The organism is Paracoccus sp. MBLB3053, from assembly GCF_031822435.1.
Classification (GTDB): Bacteria; Pseudomonadota; Alphaproteobacteria; order Rhodobacterales; family Rhodobacteraceae; genus Paracoccus; species Paracoccus aurantius.
In genome coordinates this window covers 1,499,486-1,518,785 of record NZ_JAVQLW010000001.1, presented here as the reverse complement: position 1 = coordinate 1,518,785, position 19,300 = coordinate 1,499,486, and the positions used below count along the sequence as shown (strand labels likewise).

The 19,300-nt window shown below is 62.6% G+C and carries 21 protein-coding genes; 6 read left to right on the top strand and 15 right to left on the bottom strand.

Annotated features, from left to right (window positions below):
• Nucleotides 1–21 precede the first annotated feature (21 nt).
• From RGQ15_RS07680 to RGQ15_RS07670, 3 genes are read right to left on the bottom strand one after another with little or no spacing between them, the layout of a single operon-like run.
• Nucleotides 22–1,131 (bottom strand): ABC transporter ATP-binding protein, encoded by a 1,110-nt coding sequence (locus RGQ15_RS07680; protein WP_311159627.1) that lies wholly within the window; start codon nucleotides 1,129–1,131, stop codon nucleotides 22–24.
• Entirely contained in the window at nucleotides 1,131–2,030 is a 900-nt protein-coding gene (locus tag RGQ15_RS07675) for a carbohydrate ABC transporter permease (protein ID WP_311159626.1), read from the bottom strand. The genes RGQ15_RS07680 and RGQ15_RS07675 overlap by 1 nt, the downstream gene beginning before the upstream one ends.
• A gap of 3 nt (nucleotides 2,031–2,033) precedes the next feature.
• Nucleotides 2,034–2,915, bottom strand: coding sequence for a carbohydrate ABC transporter permease (locus RGQ15_RS07670; protein ID WP_311159625.1), 882 nt, complete (start codon nucleotides 2,913–2,915; stop codon nucleotides 2,034–2,036).
• A gap of 211 nt (nucleotides 2,916–3,126) precedes the next feature.
• Between RGQ15_RS07670 and RGQ15_RS07665 the strand changes: the two genes are divergently transcribed.
• Nucleotides 3,127–4,035, top strand: coding sequence for an AraC family transcriptional regulator (locus RGQ15_RS07665; protein ID WP_311159624.1), 909 nt, complete (start codon nucleotides 3,127–3,129; stop codon nucleotides 4,033–4,035).
• A 31-nt stretch (nucleotides 4,036–4,066) separates the two neighbouring features.
• On the opposite strand, the gene RGQ15_RS07660 is transcribed toward RGQ15_RS07665, so the two are convergent.
• The 8 genes from RGQ15_RS07660 to kduI all read right to left on the bottom strand — a co-directional run bounded on the left by RGQ15_RS07660 (nucleotide 4,067) and on the right by kduI (nucleotide 11,521).
• A complete protein-coding gene (locus RGQ15_RS07660; protein ID WP_311159623.1) occupies nucleotides 4,067–5,347 on the bottom strand; it encodes a TRAP transporter large permease in 1,281 nt (426 codons plus the stop codon).
• A gap of 4 nt (nucleotides 5,348–5,351) precedes the next feature.
• Complete coding sequence (locus RGQ15_RS07655) at nucleotides 5,352–5,870, bottom strand: TRAP transporter small permease (RefSeq protein ID WP_311159622.1); 519 nt, start codon at nucleotides 5,868–5,870, stop codon at nucleotides 5,352–5,354.
• A 54-nt stretch (nucleotides 5,871–5,924) separates the two neighbouring features.
• Nucleotides 5,925–6,905, bottom strand: coding sequence for a TRAP transporter substrate-binding protein (locus RGQ15_RS07650; protein ID WP_311161059.1), 981 nt, complete (start codon nucleotides 6,903–6,905; stop codon nucleotides 5,925–5,927).
• Nucleotides 6,906–6,960: 55 nt separating this feature from the next.
• Nucleotides 6,961–7,821 carry an amidohydrolase family protein gene (locus RGQ15_RS07645; RefSeq protein ID WP_311159621.1) on the bottom strand — a complete coding sequence of 287 codons (861 nt, stop codon included), beginning with the start codon at nucleotides 7,819–7,821 and terminating at the stop codon, nucleotides 6,961–6,963.
• Nucleotides 7,818–8,954, bottom strand: coding sequence for a mandelate racemase/muconate lactonizing enzyme family protein (locus tag RGQ15_RS07640; protein ID WP_311159620.1), 1,137 nt, complete (start codon nucleotides 8,952–8,954; stop codon nucleotides 7,818–7,820). Before RGQ15_RS07640 ends, RGQ15_RS07645 begins: the two co-directional genes overlap by 4 nt.
• Nucleotides 8,954–9,871 (bottom strand): 5-dehydro-4-deoxyglucarate dehydratase, encoded by a 918-nt coding sequence (kdgD, locus tag RGQ15_RS07635; RefSeq protein ID WP_311159619.1) that lies wholly within the window; start codon nucleotides 9,869–9,871, stop codon nucleotides 8,954–8,956. Before kdgD ends, RGQ15_RS07640 begins: the two co-directional genes overlap by 1 nt.
• Nucleotides 9,872–9,959: 88 nt before the next feature.
• Nucleotides 9,960–10,700, bottom strand: a complete 741-nt coding sequence (gene kduD / locus RGQ15_RS07630) for a 2-dehydro-3-deoxy-D-gluconate 5-dehydrogenase KduD (RefSeq protein ID WP_311159618.1) — start codon at nucleotides 10,698–10,700, stop codon at nucleotides 9,960–9,962.
• Nucleotides 10,697–11,521, bottom strand: a complete 825-nt coding sequence (gene kduI / locus RGQ15_RS07625; protein ID WP_311159617.1) for a 5-dehydro-4-deoxy-D-glucuronate isomerase — start codon at nucleotides 11,519–11,521, stop codon at nucleotides 10,697–10,699. The genes kduD and kduI overlap by 4 nt, the downstream gene beginning before the upstream one ends.
• Before the next feature lie 226 nt (nucleotides 11,522–11,747).
• Between kduI and RGQ15_RS07620 the strand changes: the two genes are divergently transcribed.
• Genes RGQ15_RS07620 through RGQ15_RS07610 form a run of 3 tightly spaced genes read left to right on the top strand, consistent with a single transcriptional unit; the run spans nucleotide 11,748 to nucleotide 14,850 of the window.
• A complete protein-coding gene (locus RGQ15_RS07620) occupies nucleotides 11,748–12,554 on the top strand; it encodes an NAD-dependent epimerase/dehydratase family protein (protein WP_311159616.1) in 807 nt (268 codons plus the stop codon).
• Nucleotides 12,551–14,083, top strand: coding sequence for an aldehyde dehydrogenase (NADP(+)) (locus RGQ15_RS07615; RefSeq protein ID WP_311159615.1), 1,533 nt, complete (start codon nucleotides 12,551–12,553; stop codon nucleotides 14,081–14,083). Before RGQ15_RS07620 ends, RGQ15_RS07615 begins: the two co-directional genes overlap by 4 nt.
• A 38-nt stretch (nucleotides 14,084–14,121) precedes the next feature.
• On the top strand, nucleotides 14,122–14,850 hold the full coding sequence (locus RGQ15_RS07610; protein WP_311159614.1) for a FadR/GntR family transcriptional regulator: 729 nt from the start codon (nucleotides 14,122–14,124) through the stop codon (nucleotides 14,848–14,850).
• A gap of 12 nt (nucleotides 14,851–14,862) precedes the next feature.
• Here the strand turns inward: RGQ15_RS07610 and pgeF are convergent, their stop codons facing one another.
• From pgeF to lgt, 3 genes are read right to left on the bottom strand one after another with little or no spacing between them, the layout of a single operon-like run.
• Nucleotides 14,863–15,627: a peptidoglycan editing factor PgeF gene (gene pgeF / locus RGQ15_RS07605; RefSeq protein ID WP_311159613.1), complete on the bottom strand. Its 765-nt coding sequence runs from the start codon at nucleotides 15,625–15,627 to the stop codon at nucleotides 14,863–14,865.
• Entirely contained in the window at nucleotides 15,611–16,669 is a 1,059-nt protein-coding gene (locus RGQ15_RS07600; RefSeq protein ID WP_311159612.1) for a class I SAM-dependent methyltransferase, read from the bottom strand. Before RGQ15_RS07600 ends, pgeF begins: the two co-directional genes overlap by 17 nt.
• A complete protein-coding gene (lgt, locus tag RGQ15_RS07595; protein WP_311159611.1) occupies nucleotides 16,666–17,556 on the bottom strand; it encodes a prolipoprotein diacylglyceryl transferase in 891 nt (296 codons plus the stop codon). Before lgt ends, RGQ15_RS07600 begins: the two co-directional genes overlap by 4 nt.
• A 133-nt stretch (nucleotides 17,557–17,689) precedes the next feature.
• Between lgt and RGQ15_RS07590 the strand changes: the two genes are divergently transcribed.
• On the top strand, nucleotides 17,690–17,932 hold the full coding sequence (locus RGQ15_RS07590; RefSeq protein ID WP_311159610.1) for an accessory factor UbiK family protein: 243 nt from the start codon (nucleotides 17,690–17,692) through the stop codon (nucleotides 17,930–17,932).
• Here RGQ15_RS07590 and RGQ15_RS07585 read toward each other — a convergent pair.
• Entirely contained in the window at nucleotides 17,929–18,234 is a 306-nt protein-coding gene (locus RGQ15_RS07585) for a DUF6476 family protein (RefSeq protein WP_311159609.1), read from the bottom strand. The genes RGQ15_RS07590 and RGQ15_RS07585 overlap by 4 nt on opposite strands.
• Here RGQ15_RS07585 and RGQ15_RS07580 point away from each other — a divergent pair.
• Nucleotides 18,233–19,291, top strand: coding sequence for a pseudouridine synthase (locus RGQ15_RS07580; RefSeq protein ID WP_311159608.1), 1,059 nt, complete (start codon nucleotides 18,233–18,235; stop codon nucleotides 19,289–19,291). The two genes, RGQ15_RS07585 and RGQ15_RS07580, sit on opposite strands and share 2 nt — an antisense overlap.
• Nucleotides 19,292–19,300: the final 9 nt, after the last annotated feature.

Below are 19,300 nucleotides of genomic sequence, written 5' to 3'. Positions count from 1 at the left end.
TCTCCTCCTCTGTGGCCCAGATCAGGCGGCCAGCCTGTGCCGATCCAGCGAGACGTTGCTGCCATCGGACTTGTCAAAGATGTGGATATGCTCGGCGATCGGGCTCAGGCCGATGGTGCTGGCACGGCCCATTTGTTCGAACTCGGCGGTGCCGACCACGGCGATGATCTTCTGCCCTTCCAGTTCGGCATGCAGATAGACCTCGTGGCCCATGAACTCGGCATTGGTGAGACGCGCCTTCAGACCGTTCGGATCCAGCGCCAGATGCTGCGGGCGGATGCCCAGCACCGCGTCCTGCGGCTGCGTGGACAGTCGCGACAGGACGTCGTCGCCCAGGGCCAGCCGCTGGTTGCCGACAACGAACTGCCCGGCTTGCAGGCTGCCATCCAGCAGGTTCATTTCCGGGCTGCCAATGAACCCCGCGACGAACAGGTTGGCGGGGTGATTGTAGAGCTCCTTCGGCGTCGCGACCTGCATGATCCGGCCGGCCTGCATGACGCAGATCCGGTCGCCCATGGTCATGGCCTCGGTCTGGTCATGGGTGACATAGATCACCGTCGATGACAGGCCCTCGGCCTTGAGGCGGCGATGCAGATCGGTGATCCGCACCCGCATCGACGCACGCAGCTTGGCGTCGAGGTTCGAAAGCGGCTCGTCGAACAGGAAGACGCTGGGCTTCTTGATCAGCGCACGCCCCAGCGCGACCCGCTGCGCCTGCCCGCCGGAAAGCTGCTTCGGCAGGCGGTCCAGCAGCGGCTCGATTTCCAGGATGCGGGCGACGTCGTTGATGGCGGCGTTGATCTCTGGCTTCGACTTGCCCGCGATCTTCAATCCGAAACCAAGGTTCCCGCGCACCTTCATATGCGGATAAAGCGCGTAGTTCTGGAATACCATGGCGATCGAGCGCTTGCCCGGCGGCAGGTCGTTCACCCGCTGGTCGCCGATGATGACCTCGCCACCGGTGATTTCCTCGAGGCCCGCGATCATGCGCAGCGTCGTGGATTTCGCACAGCCCGAGGGGCCCACGAAGACCATGAACTCGCCATCCTCGATATCGAGGTTGATGCCGTGGACGGCCTTGACCGCGCCACCATAGGTTTTTTCGACGTTGCGAAGCTGGACACGTGCCATCAGCCCTTCACCCCCCCTGAGGAAATGCCTTCGATGAAATAGCGCTGCGCGGCGAAGAAGATGATGAGTGCGGGCGCAATGGTCAGGACCGACATGGCGAGGATGCGGTTCCATTCGAAGGCTTCGGTTGTATCGATGGAAAGCTTGAGCGCGAGGCTGACCGGATACTTGTCCACCGAGGACAGATAGATCAGCGGCCCAAGAAAGTCGTTCATGGTCCACATGAACTGGAACAGGCAGACCGAAATCAGCGCCGGGGCCAGCATCGGCACCACGATATAGACCAGCGTTTGCAGGCTGTTCGCGCCGTCGACCCGCGCGGCCTCTTCCATGTCGGAAGGCAGCGAGCGCAGGAACTGCACCAGCATGAAGACGAAGAAGGCATCCCCCGCCAGGGCCGACGGAACCCACAAGGGCAGGAAGCTGTCGAGCCAGCCCAGATCCCGGAACAGGATATATTGCGGGATGCGCGTCACCACGTTCGGCAGCAGCAGCGTCGCGATCACCGTGGTGAACAGGATCTTCTTGAGCGGGAAATCGAAGCGCGCGAAGGCATAGGCCGCCATCGTGCAGCTGATCGCCGTGCCGATGGTCTTGGGCAGGATGATCAGGAAAGAGTTCCAGAAGAAGCGCCCGAAGGTGTAGGGCGTCGAGGTTTCCCATCCCTTGATGTAGCCGTCGAGAGTCGGGTTCTGCGGGATGAAGCCCGCCCCCGAGAAGATCTCGGAATTGGTCTTGAAGCTCGCACCGACAAGCCAGATCAGCGGGTAGAGCATGATCAGGCCGACCGCAAAAAGAAGCACATAGCGGACCGTGGTCGAGATCAGGCGAAGGCGCGCGCGCTTCGTGGCCTGAGCCTCGTTGAATGCGTCCATATCGAGCATGACGTTCGCGTCCATGGATCAGCTCCTTTTGTCGCCGGCGTAAAAGACCCATTTCTTGGACGACCAGAAAGCGATCAGGGTCAGGACCATGATGATGCCGAAGAGCACCCAGGCGATCGCCGAGGCGTAGCCCATGTTGAACTTCTTGAATGCCTCGTCATAGATGTAGAGCGGCAGCAGATAGGTCGATTTCAGCGGACCGCCCTGCGTGATGATGTAGGGGCCGTTGAACTCCTGGAACGCCTGGACCATCTGCATGATCAGGTTGAAGAAGATGACCGGCGTCAGCAGCGGCAGCGTGATCGAGAAGAACACCCGTGCCTTGCTGGCCCCGTCGATGGCCGCGGCCTCGTAAAGCGACTTGTCGATGGATTGCAGCGCGGCAAGGAAGATCACCATGGCCGATCCGAACTGCCAGCAGCGCAGCAGCGTCACGGTGAACAGCGCGTTGGTGGGATCGCCAAACCAGTCCACCGGATTAAGCCCGATGGTCGCCAGCGCCATGTTCACCAGCCCTTCGCTGGCAAACATGTAGCGCCACAGTACGGCAATCGCGATCGAGCCACCAAGGATTGATGGCACATAGAAGGCCGTGCGGAAGAAGTTGATGAAGCGAAGCTTGTAGTTCAGGATCGCTGCGATGAAGAGCGCGAAGGCGAGTTTCAGGGGAACGGTCAGGAACACATAGGTCAGCGTCACCCAAAGCGACTTGTCGAACGTGCGATCGCGGGTGAAGAGCTTTTCGTAGTTCGCCAGTCCCGTCCAGCGGGGCTCGCTCATCAGGTCATAGCGCGTGAAGCTCAGGTAAAATGACGCGATGAACGGGATCGCGGTGAAGACCAGAAGGCCGATCACATAGGGCGCCAGATAGGCCAGTCCCAGGAAGCGCTGCTGCTTCATGTGCAGCCCCCCGCAAGGCGCAGCGTCACGCCGGAGCATGTTTCGAAAACGTGCAAGTAAACCTCCAGACCGGGCATGGCGCATCGGGCGCTCTGCGCGCCCCGACCGCCTCCGATCCCCTCCCTGTCAGAATTCGGTAAGCGACTGCTTGTCTAAGGGTGAAATAACCGCAAACAGCGGGCAGACTGAATTGACAAAGGAGGGGAAAAAGATGGACGAAATCGAAGGTGGTATTCTGGCCTCGATTCCACCCTCTGCGCTGAGCCTGACATTGACCCGCGCGGCGATCAGGATGGAACATTCGACCACTTGGGCAATCGACAAGACAAACCCCGTGGACGATCTTGTGATCTGCCTGGAAGGCAGGGGCATCTACTTGATCGATAACGAGAGCCGGGTGATGGAGCCGGGCGACGCCATGCTGATCCGTCGCGGTCAGCGCTTTCGTGGACGGAATGAAGGGCCCGACACCTACCGGGGCGTCGCGCAGCATTTCACCCTGAACATCTACGGGCTTCACGACCTTGTCGGCCAGATGGAGCTGACACCGCATCTTCGACTGACGCGATGGCCGCTGCTTGAACCGATGGTGCGTCATTACCGTCAAAGCGCGCCCCCCGAATCTGTGACACTGGGTCAGCATCATCTGTTCATGGTGCTGCTGATCTCATTCATCGACGACGCCTTTATCAGCTGGCGCGACAGCGCGACCTATCTGCCCGAAGGGGCGCACGCGCTTGATCTCGCCGTGATGAAGGCGGCAACCATGATCTCGGCCAATCCGATCGACCCCGAAAGCGCGACCCGCGCCGTCGAGGCAGCCCCCTATAATCGCGACTATTTCCTGCGCGAGTTTCAGCGCCGTGTCGGCCGAACCCCCCGCAAGTATCAGGAATACAAGCGCATGGAGCGCGCCATGCATCATCTGGAATCAGGGCTGAATGTGTCAGCCACCGCCACCGAGGTAGGGTATGCCGACCCTTATTATTTCTCGCGGATGTTCAAGCGAACGCTAGGCCTTTCGCCCCGCGAGCATATGCGCCGAATCGAGAAAAGCCGCCATGGCGGGTTCATGCGGCTTGATGAAAGCGAACAGGAAGAAAAGCTTACCGGAAACTGAAAAGGCCCGCCTCGCGGCGGGCCCATCCCAATCACTTGAAGACCGAGGGCAGCCAGAGCGACAGAGCCGGGATGTAGGTCACCAGCATCAGTGTGCCGAATGCAGCCGCATAGAAGGGCCAGATCGTCTTCATGACCTGACCTATCCCGATCCGACCAACCGCACAGCCGACGAACAGGACCGACCCGACCGGTGGCGTGCAAAGACCGATCCCCAGGTTCAGGATCATGATCACGCCGAAATGGATGGGATCGACCCCGAATGCCTGCGCAACCGGCAAGAAGATCGGCGTGGTGATCACGATCAGCGGCGACATGTCCATGAATGTGCCCAGCACCAGCAGCATGACATTGATGAGCAACAGGATGACGATCGGATTGTTCGAAACCTGCTGCAGGAACTCGACCATCTGGGTCGGCACGCGCAGATAGGCCAGCAGCCAGCCGAAGCAGGCCGCCGAGCCGATCACCATCAGCACCATCGCCGTGGTGCGGACCGCGCCAAGCGTCGCCTCGACGAACTCGTGGAAGCTGAGCGTGCGATAGACCAATGCCGTAATGATCAGGGCATAGACTACCGCGATATTCGAGCTTTCCGAAGCCGTGAACACCCCCGAGCGCACGCCGCCGAAGATGATGCCGATCAGGATCAGTCCCGGCAAGGCGGTCACAAGCATCTGGCCCAGCATGGCCCAGCCCGGAAATGCCTCGGTCGGATAACCGCGCCGATACGCGACCAGCCACGCCACGGCCATCAGCGACAGCGCCAGAATGGCACCCGGAACGATCCCCGCCGTGAACAGATCCGCGATCGACAATCGCCCGCCCGCCGCGATCGAATAGATGATCATGTTGTGCGAAGGCGGGATCATCAGCGCGATGATCGCACTCGTCACCGTGATGTTCACGGCATAGTCGGCGCTGTAGCCCCGCGCTTTCATCTGCGGCACCATCAGCCCGCCAATGGCCGAAGCATCGGCCGTGGCCGAGCCAGAAATGCCTCCGAACATCACCGATGTAAGGATATTCACCTGCCCTAGGCCACCCCGCAAATGCCCGATGAGCCCGCCAGCCAGCGCGACCAGACGCCGTGCGATATCACCGCGCACCATGAGATCGCCTGCGTAGATGAAGAACGGGATCGCCATCATCGCATAGACCGAGACACCCGAGTTCAGCCGCTGGAAGACGACGACAGGAGGCAGGCCCAGATAGAGAACGGTCGCGAAGCTCGCGATCCCCAGACAGAAGGCCACCGGCGTGCCGATCAGCAGAAGAAACGTGAAGCTGCCGAAAAGAATGAACAGTTCCATTCGCTTATTCCTCGACCAGATCGCCGAAGCGAAGGGTGCGCAAGCCAACGAGCCGGCGCAGGACACGCTCCAGCGCGAAAAGCACAAGCAGGATGCCGCCGCCGATGATGGGAGCGAAGTCGAAGGCCCGCGAGACGCCGAGGCCAGGAATGACATTGGACGAAGCCTTAGCGGCAAGGCTCCAGCCGTAAAGCGTCATGCCAATGCCAAAGCCGCCGATCGCGATGTCGGAAATCGTGTGCATGATCCCCTGCAGCCAGGCGGGCATGACCATCAAAAGTACATCGAAGGAAAGATGGGTTCCCTCGCGGATGCCGACGGCAGCCCCCAGAAAAATGAACCACCCCATGATCAGCACGGCCGACGGTTCGGCCCAGTGCAGGCTGTTGTTCAGAACATAGCGCACGAAGACCTGCGCGAAAACGATCAGCGTCATCAGCACCAGGCCCGCGCCTGCCAGATACAATGCGGCGGTTGCCAGCCGACTTGTCAACCGCTCTGCCGCAATCAGAAAGTCACGCATCGCGCGCTCCTTGAAGGTAGAAAGGCGGTGCCGCTCTGGCACCGCCCAATTGTCTCATTCGGTGGCGCGGATCTTTTCGACCAGCTCCTTGGCCTCGGGGGTCGAGACGTATTTCTCGTAGACCGGGGCCATCGCGTCGATGAAGGGCTGCTTGTCGATATCGCGGACGATCTCGGCACCGCCCTCTTCGACCGCAGCTTCGGATTCGGCGACCTTTGCGTTCCAAAGCTCGCGCATGACCGGAACGGATGCCGCGCCGACTTCCTTCAGCAGCGCCTGATCCTCGGGCGAAAGCTTGTCCCAGCTGATTTTCGAGACGGCCAGCACTTCCGGCATGATCAGATGCTCGTCCAGCGTGTAAAACTTGGCCACCTCGGCATGACCCGATGTGTCATAGGAGGGTTGGTTGTTTTCGGCGCCGTCGATCACGCCGGTCTGGATCGAGGAATAGACCTCGCCATAGGGCATCGGGGTGGCATTGGCACCAAGCGCCGACATCATGTCCACGAAGACATCAGATTGCATGACGCGGAACTTCATGCCCTTGAGGTCATCAACGGATTTGATCGGGTGCTTGCTGTTGTAGAAGCTGCGCGCGCCGCCGTCGTAATAGCCAAGGACCACCAGATCATGCTGGGCGAAACCTTGGGCGATCTGTTCGCCAATGGGGCCGTCCATGACGTGGTGCATATGCTCGGCCGAGCGGAAGATGTAGGGCAGCGAAACGATCTGCGTCTCGGGGACAAGGTTGTTGAACGGGCCGAAAGAGGCGCGGACCATGTCGATGACGCCGAACTGCGTCTGCTCGATGGCATCCTTTTCCTCGCCCAGTTCCGAGGCGGGGAACACCTCGACGCAGATGCGACCCTGCGACTTTTCCTTGACCTGCTCGCCCATCCAGCGCACCGCTTCCACGGTCGGATAGCCGTTCGGATGGGTATCGGCCGAGCGAAGGGTCACTTCGCAATCCGCCGCAGCGGCGGCGCTGGCGCCACCGGCAAGGATCGTACCGCAGACAAGCAGCGTACGGGTCAGGTTCATGTTCAGTCCTCCCAGATCTGAGTTATTGTTACCTGCGTAATTTACCGCCTCAGAAAGACGGCAATCCATAAAGTTCTTGGGGATTGGTCACCAGGACGCCGTCCCTCGCGCCGCCGGGCAACCAATCCAGCACCAGTTCGGCCAGTTCGACCTCGTCGGGATAGTCCACCGAGCGCGAAACCCCGTTATGCGGCCAATTCGTGCCCCAGACGATGCGTTCAGGCGCATGTTCGGCGACACGACGCGATAGCCCCTCGATATCGGCAAAGGGCCAGCCCTCCTGGCTGCTTTCGTAAACGCCCGCGAACTTGAACCAGCAATTTCCGTGATCGATCAGCTTCAGGACGGCGTCGATTTCGGGACTATCCGCCGTGGCGCCCCGGAAGAACTTGCCGTGATGATCGAAGACCCAGCGCGACTTCAGCGCCATGAGGCGAGGCATATGCTCAAGCAGGTCCGAGCCATTGAACTGGACGGCAATCATCCAACCTGCGGCATGCGCCATGGCATCGATTGTCTCGAGATGCCGCAGGTTCACGGCTCCTCCGGGAAGATCCATGATTCGCGCGCCGACGATACCCTTCTCCGACAGACGTGCGATTTCGGTATCCGGGGTTGTTTCGTCGATCACCGCAACGCCGAATCCGCAATCACCCATCTCATCGAGACAGGCGATCAGGTTTGCATTGTCCTTCTGATGGGCGTTGCCCTGGGTGATGATGACCCGGTCGATCCCCATCCAATCGATCACCTGACGATAGGCTGCGGCATCGGGCAGCGGGTCCTGGGGCAATCCCGGACCTCCGGGCAAGGCAGGATAGCCCGGCAGATACATGTGCATCTGCGTGTCGACGGCGCCCCGCGGGAAGGCATTGCGCGGCGGGGCCCCGGTGAGCTTGCGTTCGATCATGCGTCAGGCATCCTGAATTCGGCCAGCGCATCGCGATTGACCTCGATACCAAGGCCCGGCGCGTCGGGAATGCTGACGAGCCCATCAACCGCCTCGATCGGGGTGTTCAGCACGGCCTGGCGGAAGGGGTTATGGGTGCGATCGAACTCCATGATCGGCTCGACCGGGTTCACCCGGACCGGATCGGGCACCTGCGCCGCCATAAATTGCAGCGCGGCGGCAATATGGACCCCGGTGCCCCAGACATGGGGAACGATCCGCACGCCTTGCAGCGAAGCGAGGGCCGCGATCTTCATCGCCTCCGAAAGCCCGCCACAGCCTGCGATGTCCGGCTGCAGGATATCGACGGCGCGGGACTGGATCGCGGGCCACATTCCCCAGCGGGTATGCCAGGTCTCGCCCCCGGCCACCGGGATCGGCTGGCCGGCACGCACCTCGGCATAGGCCGAAAGCTGCTCGGGAACGACAGGCTCTTCGAACCAGTCGATGTCATATTCGGCAGCGGCGCGACCGACCTTGATCGCTTCGGAAACGGTATAGCCGTGGTTTGCGTCGATCATCAGCCGCATGTCCGGGCCGATCGCCTCGCGCACGGCACGGATGACGCGCAGGTCCTCGGCCGGATCGAAGCCGATCTTGATCTTGCAGGCATGAAAGCCCTCGGCGCGGCGCTGCGCCATTTCCGAGGCGTTATCCTCGACCCGGTCAACGCCATCGCGCTTGAAGCTGCCAGTGGCATAGGCGCGCACGGATTCGCGCCAGCGCCCGCCCAGAAGCGTCGAAACCGATGCACCAAGCGCCTTGCCCTTGATGTCCCACAGGGCCATGTCGATGCCCGACAGCGCCGTGACGGTCAGGCCGCGCTGCCCCTGATCGCGCAGTGCGTTGTAAAGCGTGGCCCAAAGCCGCTCGGTCGCCAGCGGGTCCTGGCTGATAAGCCACGGCGCGTAGGCAGCCACAATGGCAGCGTTGGGGCGGGCGGGGCCAAGGCATTCGCCCCAGCCCACTGTGCCGTCATCGCACTCGATCTCGACCAGAACATGCGCCCTGCGATCGAACCGCATCGAGGCACTTTCGAAGGGCACCTCCAGCCGGTGTTCCAGCAGATGGGTGCGAATGGCGGCGATCTTCATCAGGCGGCGGCCTTGCGCTGATAGGGCTCGATCAGGGCGGCCATCATCTCCATTTCGACCGCGTCCAGATCCTTCAGCGGCGAGCGGACCGGACCGGCATCAAAGCCCTGCAGCCGCACGCCTGCCTTGATGGCCGAAACGGCATAGCCTTTGGCGCGGTTGCGGATCGCCATGAACGGATAGAAGAATTCGTTCAGGATGCGCTCGCAATTCGCGCGATCGCCAGCGCGAAGGGATTTGTAGAACTCGTTCGCAAGGCCCGGCACGAAGTTGAACACGGCCGAGCTGTAAGTCGTGAAACCAGCACCCAGATAGGCTTCGGCAAACAGCTCTGCCGTCGGCATGCCGCCCAGATACATCAGACGGTCGCCCATCTTGGCGGTGATCTGGCGAACCAGCCCGATATCGCCGGTGCCGTCCTTGAAACCGATCAGGTTCGGGCATTCATCGCAGAGGCGAGCCAGAGTATCGGCCTGCAGCACGGCGTTGTCGCGGTTGTAGACCATGACACCGAATTCGACTGACTGGCAGATCTTCTTCACATGGGAGAAAAGACCTTCTTGCGGCGCGTCGATCAGGTAGTGAGGCAGCAGCAGGATGCCGTCAGCACCGACTTTTTCAACCGATTTGGCAATGTCGATCGCCATTTCGGTGCCATAGCCGCAGCCCGACACAATGGCGGTCTTGCCGGCAACCTCTTTGGCGGCGCCGACGATCTCGGGGATTTCGGACGGCGCGAGCGAGAAGAACTCACCCGTGCCGCCAGCTGCGAAAAGAACCGGAGCGTCATATCCGGCGAGCCATTCGACATGAGCGCGATAGCTGTCGCCCGCAAATTCTCCCTCGGCATCAAAATGCGTCACCGGGAAGGACAGAAGGCCGGAGCCGAGTGCGGACTTGAGCTGTTCGGGCGTCATGGGAAGTTCCTCCGAATAAGGGTTCCAAGACGAATACGTGAGTTGGTCGCGAGCTGTCAACAACTTATCATACGACTTGTGTGATAAGTTATCTCGCGAGCCATCCCCCATCGACATTGAGCACCGCTCCGTGAACATAAGCGGCTGCCTTCGAGCATAGGTAGACCGCGGTTCCCGCGATATCCTCGGGCTGCCCCCAGCGTCCGGCCGGAATCCGATCCAGAATCGCGCGGTTGCGATCCACATCGTTGCGAAGGGCCTCGGTATTGTTCGTCTCGATATATCCCGGAGCGATCGCGTTGACGTTGATGCCCTTGCTGGCCCATTCATTGGCCATCAGCTTCGTCAGTCCGGCGACGCCATGCTTGCTGGCCGTGTAGGACGGCACGCGGATGCCACCCTGAAAGCTGAGAAGCGAGGCGATGTTCACGATCGCGCCCGGCTTCCCCTGCACGATCAGTTCCTTCGCAAATGCCTGGCAGGTGAAGAAGAGCGCCTTGAGGTTGACGTCCATGACATCGTCCCAATCGGCTTCGCTGAACTCGACGGCATCGGCACGACGGATGATCCCGGCATTGTTGATCAGGATATCAAAGCCCTGCCCGGCGAAAATCTCCCTTGCGACCATCGGGTCGGCGAAGTCCAGCTTCAGCCCGGCGCCCTTGCCCCCTGCCGCCGAAATCAGCGACAGGGTTTCCTCGACATCCCGGCGACCTGCGCAGACGACCTCGGCCCCGGCCTGGGCCAGGCCAAGAGCGATCGCCTGACCAAGGCCGGTATTGGCGCCGGTCACGAGCGCCTTGCGTCCTTCCAGCGAGAACGGGCTCAACGCAGATCCTCCGGCTGGATGAAGTCCATGTCGGTATAATCGACATTGTCGCCCGCCATGGCCCAGATGAACGTGTAAGAACCGATGCCGGCGCCCGAATGGATCGACCAGGGTGGCGAGATGGCGCCCTGCTCGTTGCCGATGAACAGATGCCGGGTTTCCTGCGGTTCGCCCATCAGATGCAGCACGCGCGATTGCGGCTCCATGCCGAAATACAGATAGGCCTCCATGCGGCGATCGTGAATATGGCTGGGGATCGTGTTCCAGACCGAGCCATCTTCAAGCGTGGTATAGCCCAGAATCAACTGGCAGCTTTCCATGACCAGCGGGTGAATGAACTGGTTGATCGTGCGCTTGTTCGAGGTTTCGGCCGCACCCAGCTTGACCTCCTTGCTATCCGCTAGGCGCACCAGCTTGCTGGGATAGGCGTGATGAGCAGGGCAAGACGTGATGTAGAAACGCCCCTGCCCCGAAAACGTCACCGCGCCTGCGCCCATGCCAAGGTACAAGACGTCGCCCCTCTCAAGCGTCCAGCTTTCGCCGCCCGCCTCGACGGTCCCGGTATCGCCGACATTGACAATGCCCATCTCGCGACGATCAAGGAAGGAAGGGGTCTTGGTTTCGGCAACCTGGTCCAGCACGAGGCTCGCGCCCGCGGGCACAGCGCCACCCATCACGAAGCGGTCGTAATGGGTATAAATCAAGCGGATCTCGCCCTCACGGAACATGTCCGAGGCCAGGAAATGGCGACGCAGTTCGGCCGTGTTCATGGCCTTGGCATGTTCGGGGTGGACGGCTTGGCGGGTTTCGACGGTGAGCATCCGAATCCTCCTTTGAATGAATATCATATATGTTGACACTTGTTGTATTATATGTTGAGCGTCAAGGACGATCTGTCTGCAGGCGGAATGCCCCTGGGCCATCCGTCCGTCGATCCGGCGCTTTCACGGATCGCGTCCGAGCTTGCTGGCAATTATCCCCGGCAAGACGGCCACGGTCCGTCAGCAGCGACCGCCAATGGATCGCGAAATACTTCGGAGAGCTGTCATGCTGAAAAGACTTCTGATCACGGGTGCAGCCGGCGGGCTTGGTCGGGCTTTGACCCCACATCTGCGCGGCATCGCCGAAACCCTGCGCCTTGCCGATATCGCGCCGATCCCCGACGCACTCCCCGAGGATGAGATCGTGCAATGCGATCTGGGCGACGCCGCGGCGGTCGATGCCATGGTCGCTGGTTGCGACGGCATCCTGCATCTTGGAGGTGTTTCTGTCGAAACCCCCTTCGCGCCGATCCTGCAGGCCAATATCCTGGGCCTCTACAATCTCTACGAGGCCGCGCGCGCGCATGGCCAGCCGCGTATCATCTTTGCCAGTTCGAACCATACCGTTGGCTTTTACGATCAGACCGATCGCCTGTCCGCTGACTGCACCTTCCGGCCAGACAGCCTTTACGGGGTCTCGAAAATCTTCGGCGAGGCCCTTGCCCGGATGTATTTCGAGAAGTTCGGCCAGGAATCCGCGCTGGTCCGCATCGGCTCCTGCACGCCCGAGCCGGAAAACCATCGCATGCTGGGCAGTTGGTTCTCGCAAGGCGATTTCCTTTCGCTGATCGGCACTGTCTTCGCCGCACCAGGGCTGGGCTGCACCATCATCTGGGGGGCTTCGGCCAATGACGCCGGGTGGTGGGACAATTCGCACCTCGACTGGCTGGGCTGGCAGGCGCAGGACAATGCCGAAGACTTCCGTGCAAAGATCGAAGCGACTGTCCCGCGACCTCCGGCGGATGCCCCGATCATGAAATACCAGGGCGGCGTCTTCACCCAGTTCCCGATCTACAAGGATGGCGAGCAATGACCTTCACCCCTCATGGCAAACATCTGATCGCTGGCGAATGGGTCGCGACCGAGCAGAGCTTCCAGTCCGAACCGGCGACCGGCCCGGCGCATTCGTTCAGCGTCGGCACGGTCGAGCTGGTGAACCGGGCCTGCGAAGCGGCCGAGGATGCGTTCTGGAGCTATGGCTATTCCTCGCGCGAAGAGCGTGCGGCCTTCCTTGACGCCATCGCCGACGAGATCGAGGCCCGCGCCGAGGCCATCACCCAGATCGGCAGCCAGGAAACCGGCCTGCCGGAAGCCCGCCTGCAAGGCGAGCGCGGCCGCACCACCGGCCAGCTGCGTCTCTTTGCCGAGCATATCCGCAAGGGCGAATATCTTGACCGCCGCTTCGACGCCGCCCTGCCGGATCGCAAGCCGGCACCGCGTCCCGAGATTCGCCTGGTCGAGCGTCCGATCGGCCCGGTCGCGGTGTTCGGCGCCTCGAACTTCCCGCTGGCCTTCTCGACCGCTGGCGGCGACACCGCCGCCGCGCTGGCCGCAGGCTGCCCGGTCGTCGTGAAGGGCCACTCGGCCCATCCCGGCACCGGCGAGATCGTCGCCGAGTCCGTCGCCGCCGCGATCGCGAAATGCGGCGTCCATCCCGGCGTCTTCAGCCTGATCCAGGGCGGCCGCCGCGATGTCGGCACCGCGCTCGTCCAGCATCCGCGCATCAAGGCCGTGGGCTTCACCGGCAGCCTTGCCGGTGGCCGCGCGCTGTTCGACCTTTGCGCGCAGCGCCCCGAGCCGATCCCCTTCTTCGGCGAGCTGGGCTCGGTCAACCCGATGTTCCTGCTGCCCGAGGCCATGTCCGCCCGGGCCGATGAGCTGGGCGCAGGCTGGGCCGGGTCGCTGACCATGGGCGCGGGCCAGTTCTGCACCAATCCGGGCATTTCCGTGGTGATCGACGGGCCGGATGCCGACCGCTACACCGCCGCCGCCAGGGCCGGGCTGGAAAAAGTCGGCCCGCAGACCATGCTGACCGACGGCATCGCGAAAGCCTATCGCGATGGCAAGGAGCGTTTTGAGACCCGCAACTCGGTCACCCCGGTCTATGCGACCGACTCGGCCGACCGCCAGGCCAACCCGAACCTCTACGAGACCACCGCCGAGGCCTATCTGCAGGACCACGCGCTGGGTGAAGAGGTCTTCGGCCCGCTCGGCCTGATCGTCCGCGTGAAATCCGTCGACGAGATGGTGACGCTGGCCAAGGGCTTCGAGGGCCAGCTGACCGCGACGCTGCACATGGACGAAGGCGACCTGGCCGATGCCCAGAAGCTGCGCCCGATCCTTGAACGCAAGGCCGGCCGCGTGCTGGTCAACGGCTTCCCGACCGGCGTCGAGGTGGTCGATTCCATGGTCCATGGCGGACCTTACCCGGCCTCGACCAATTTCGGCGCAACCTCGGTCGGAACCCTCTCCATCCGCCGCTTCCTGCGCCCCGTCAGCTACCAGAACTTCCCGGAAGAACTGCTGCCGGAAGACCTGCAATCCGGTCCGGAACTGCGATAAGCAGGATGAAGCACGATAGCCAAGGAATGAGACCCCGCATGAAAGAAGATGGAAACACGCCAGCAGGGGCCACCCTTGTCGTCACGGTGCGCGATGCCTTGCGTCGGCAGATCCAGTCGGGCGAATACAAGCCCGGCGACCGACTGCCCTCGGAATCGCGGCTGACCCAGGATTTCGGGGTCAGTCGCACCGTCGTTCGCGAGGCAATCGCCGCGCTGCGCGCCGATGGAATCGTCGAGCCGAAGCAGGGCGCAGGGGTCTTCGTCCTGCCTGCGGCCGAAACCAGCCTGCCGTTTCGTGAAGTCGACACGGCCCGCGTTTCCTCGATCATCGAAATCCTTGAATTGCGCACCGCGCTTGAGGGAGATGCCGCGGCACTTGCCGCCCTGCGTCATTCACCCGCCCAGGAAGAGGCCATCATCGAGGCCTATCACCGCCTCACCGAACTTTCGCGGGCCGGCGAGCCGACCTCCGAGGCGGATTTCGCCTTTCATCTCGCGATCGCGCAAGCCACAAACAACCCCCGTTTCAGCGAGATTCTGCAGCTGATCGGGATTGCCATGATTCCGCGCCGAATGCTGGCCAAGGAAGCAGAGGTCGCCGCCGCGCCAGATTACAGCCGGATGCTGGAACAGGAACACGGTGCGATCCTTGCTGCAATCCAGAATGCGGATCCCGAAGCGGCCGCACAGGCGATGCGGCAGCATCTGAAGAACAGCCAGACCCGCTATCGGCAGCAATTGCGCGACGCCCGCCCGACCCCCTGATACGGAGGTCACTTACAGCGAGATGGCCGAAATAAGGCGGCCATAATCGGCTTCGTTCTGATGCGTGCTGCGACGATAGGAATAGAATCGATCGGGATCGGAATAGGTGCAGTGCCGCGTCCATTCCGCCTCGACCCCGGCCTCGCGCAGACGCATCAGCCCGAATGAGGGCAGGTCGAACATCGGCCTGCCATTCGGCCCGCCCGAAAAGAAGCGGTCATGGCCGGGGTCCTCGGCCAAGACGTCCTCCATGAAGCCTTCGCCGACTTCATAGGCGCCCTGGCTGATGCAGGGGCCGATGACGGCACGGATATGGGCCGCGCCCAGATCCGTCATCGCGCCCACCGTTGCTTCGATCACCCCGCCAAGCGCCCCCCGCCAACCCGCGTGGACAGCACCGATGACGCCCACATCCGGATCGGCCAGCAGGATCGGCTGGCAATCCGCAGTCAGAACGGCAAGGGCGACGCCCGGCTGGTCGGTCACGATCCCGTCCGCGCGAATCTTGGCGAAGGTCGCAGGCAGATCGCCCTTGCGCAGCACGGCCACGTCGGGCGAATGCACCTGGTGGACGGTCGCGAGCCGGTCAATCGTGACCCCCATGGCGTCGGCGACACGCCCACGGTTGATCGAGACGATCTCGCCCTGATCGCTGGAGCCATAGCCGCAATTCAGCCCGGCAAAGAGGCCGGAGGAAGCTCCCCCGCGGCGGGTGAAAAAACCATGCCGCACAGGTTCGAGCAGCGGATGGGTCAGTATCTCAAGCGTCGTTTGCATCAGGCTCCAAGGGTTCGAAACCGGGCGGATCGGCGGCATTTGGCGCCCAGAATGCCAGAACTTTGAATAGCTGACCCATTTCACCCGGTGCGGTCAAGCGATGAAGCGCGGCTTTTGCACCACTGTCGCCGGCAGCCGCCAGACGTTCGGCTCGGGCGGCGATTCCCAGCCGCGAAAGCCATTCGCCTTGCGTAACCATCCGCGAGACGCGAGACCCGGCCGCCCTTCCCGCCAAGGCAATCGGCAGGAAGTCGACATGGGCGGTCAGGTCTGCTTCGCCCGGGTTTTCCAGCGGATTTTCCGGTTTGTGCAGGCGCAGCGCCTGGAAGCTGTCGCCGTTTCCGTCCCAATTGCCATAGTCGATCAGAATGGCGCAGCCACCCTCTTCGGAGATCCGCCGCGCAATCTCGGATGCAATGGGACCGGCGGCAGGACAGGCTTCCCGGATCGTGCCTACAGGCGCGTCGGGCCCGGGCTCGGGTGCGGCAAGCCCAAGGGTCAGCATTCCATCGGGATCCAGCGCCACGATCCGCTCGGCCCAGCCTTGATCCATCCGCTGAAACTGGCGAATCGGAAGCGCATCGAAGAATTCATTCGCGACCAGAAAAAGCGGTCCCTTAGGCAGTTGCGCGACATGATCGAGATGCGTGACAGGACCCAGCCTGTCCTGCTGGACCCTGCGCAGATGGGCCGAGGCCTCGATCAGCACCACGCGAGCCGCCTCGGACATGCCCGGCACGATGCGGATCGTGCGCAGGATGTCGGCCATAAGCGTCCCACGCCCCGGACCGATCTCAGCAAGGGTGAATGGGCTGGGCGCGCCCTGATCCATCCAGGCCTGAGCCAGGGCCAGCCCGATCATTTCACCGAACATCTGGCTGATCTCGGGGGCCGTCGTGAAATCCCCCGCCGCGCCAAACGGATCGCGCGTGGCGTAGTAGCCATGCTCGGGATGGAGCAGGCAGATATCCATGTATTCATCCAGCCGCATCGGACCGGAGAGCCGGATGCGCGAGGCGATCAGGCGTGCAAGTGGTGTCATGCCGTCGCCCGCGACACCGGCGGACGCGATCTTGCGCGCAGCAAGAAGACAAGACCGATCATGATCATCGGCAGCGACAGAACCTGCCCCATGCTGAGCCCCAGCAAAGGCCCCCCGACGACGTGACCCAACGGATTGTCGGGGGTGATGAACTGTGCGTCGGCCTGACGAAAGAACTCGACGATGAAGCGCGAGATGCCGTAGCCCATGACGAAGATACCCAGCGCCAGCCCCGGACGGCGTAGCCCGCCGCGGCGCACGACCCCGAACAGGACAAGGGCCAGAAGAACGCCTTCCAGTGCCGCTTCGTAAAGCTGGCTCGGGTGGCGGGCACAGATCCCGGTTACGCCGGGGCAAAATTGCGCGGCCTCGCCCGGAAAGATCACGCCCCAGGGGAGATCTGTCGGGCGGCCCCACAATTCGGCATTGATGAAATTGGCGACGCGCCCCAGCCCCAGCCCGATCGGGGCGGCGACGGAAAGCGCGTCGGCAAGGCGTAGCGGCGGGATGGCGTGACGCCTACAGTAGAGCCAGGCAACCACGACCACGCCCAGGAAGCCGCCATGGAATGACATCCCGCCGTGCCAAAGTTGCAGGATCTGGCCTGGATTGGCGAGGTAATAGGCCGGTTCGTAAAACAGCACGAAGCCCAGGCGCCCGCCCAGGACCACACCAAGAACCACCCAGCTCAGCAGTTCCTCGGCCTGCTCAGGGCGCATCGGGGCGCGGTCGCCCCAGACCGCGGGCCGTCGCATGAGCCAGACCAGGATCCGCCAGCCGACGACCAGTCCCACGAGATAGGCAAGCGCGTACCAGCGCAGCGAAAGCGACATGCCGAAAAGATCGATGGTGAAGATTTCGGGGGAAATGTCGGGAAAGGGGATCATGGGGTCCTCGTGCGGGCCTGGTCATCCGCGCGCAGGCTAGCCGCGCAGGGGTCGGTGTCAACATGCGGACCCCGATTGAACCGCGGCCATGCCGGGGCCATATAGGGGGCAACCGGAAATCGAAAGGCCCGCCATGACCGCCAACAACCGTTTCTTCGACGATCTCTCGAAATTGATGACCAATGCCATGGGCGTGGCTCAGGGCGCTAAGGACGAGGCACAGACCGCGTTTAACAACTGGCTCGACCGCTGGCTGGCCGATCGCGACTTCGTGACCCGCGAGGAATTCGAAGCGGTACGCGAGATGGCGATCAAGGCCCGTGCCGAGAACGCCGAACTGCGCGCCAAGATCGAAGCGCTTGAAGCCAAGTCCTAAGGCGAAACGCGATCCTTCAATTCGCCCTGCTTGTCGTAAAGCAGGATCTCACCCGCTTCCGTCACCACGACGACCCAGTCGCGAGCAAAGGTGACGGCCGCGGGTTTCGCATTCTCGGGCAGCGCGATCTGTTCGGGCAGTTCCGGCAAGGGCGCCTCGGATAGGCGCAGCCAGAGCAGCGCGACGATCGCAAGCACCCCGATCCCCATCACCGCGGCCAGCGAGGTCACGAGGATACGCAGCCAGCGCAGCATCGGCAGCGCTTCCTCGGCCCCCGGTTCCGCCCTATCATCCCGTGCCATGTCCGAAATCCTCATCCTGGTCCCCGAGGGACTGTCCGATCGGCTTGATAAGGCCCTAGCCAGCCTCGCGCCAGAGGAGGCTGCCCTGTCCCGCTCGCGCCTAAGCAAATTGATCGCCGAGGGCGCGGTCTGCGGTCCGTCGGGACCGGTTTCGGATGGCAAGGCGAAGGCCGAGCCGGGCGAATACCGCGTCGAGATCGGAGAGCCCGAACCCCTTGAGGCCCTACCCGAAGCGATTCCGCTGAACATTGCCTACGAGGATGACGAACTGATCGTGGTGGACAAACCAGCGGGAATGGTCGTCCATCCCGCCCCCGGCGCCCCGAACGGTACGCTGGTCAATGCGCTGCTTGCGCATTGCGCCGACAGTCTGTCGGGGATCGGCGGAGCAGCTCGGCCCGGCATTGTCCATCGCATCGACAAGGAAACCTCGGGCCTGCTCGTCGTGGCAAAGTCCGATCGCGCCCATCAGGGGCTCGCGCGTCAATTCGCGGATCATTCGGCGCATCGCCGTTATCTGGCGATCGCCCATGGCATGATTGACGCCGCCGATCCCCGTCTGCGCGGTCTGAAAGGGCTCGCCTTCGAACCCGGCGGCGTGCTTCGCATCACCACCCTGCTTGGCCGCCATCCCAGCGACCGCCAGCGCCAGGCGGTCAGCTTTGAACGCGGTCGACATGCGGTTACCCGAGCGCGTCTGGTCGAGAGTTTTGGCGCCCCGCCTTCTGCCATGCTGGTCGAGTGTCGCCTGGAAACCGGGCGGACACATCAAATCCGCGTGCATATGGCACATGCCGGACTGGGGCTGGTCGGCGACCCGGTCTATGGTGGTTCCCGCAAACCTTCTGCCAAGGCTCTTGGGGCTGATGCCGCCTCGGCGATCGCGGCCTTTCCGCGTCAGGCGCTGCATGCCGCCGAGCTTGGCTTCGAACATCCGGTCAGCGGCGAAAAGCTGGCCTTCACCAGCACCCTGCCATCCGACATGGCAGAACTTCTGGACATATTGCGTGCCGGTTCGGCAAGGGGGCCTTCCCTCGCGGAACCGGGCACGCCATGATCGCGTTCT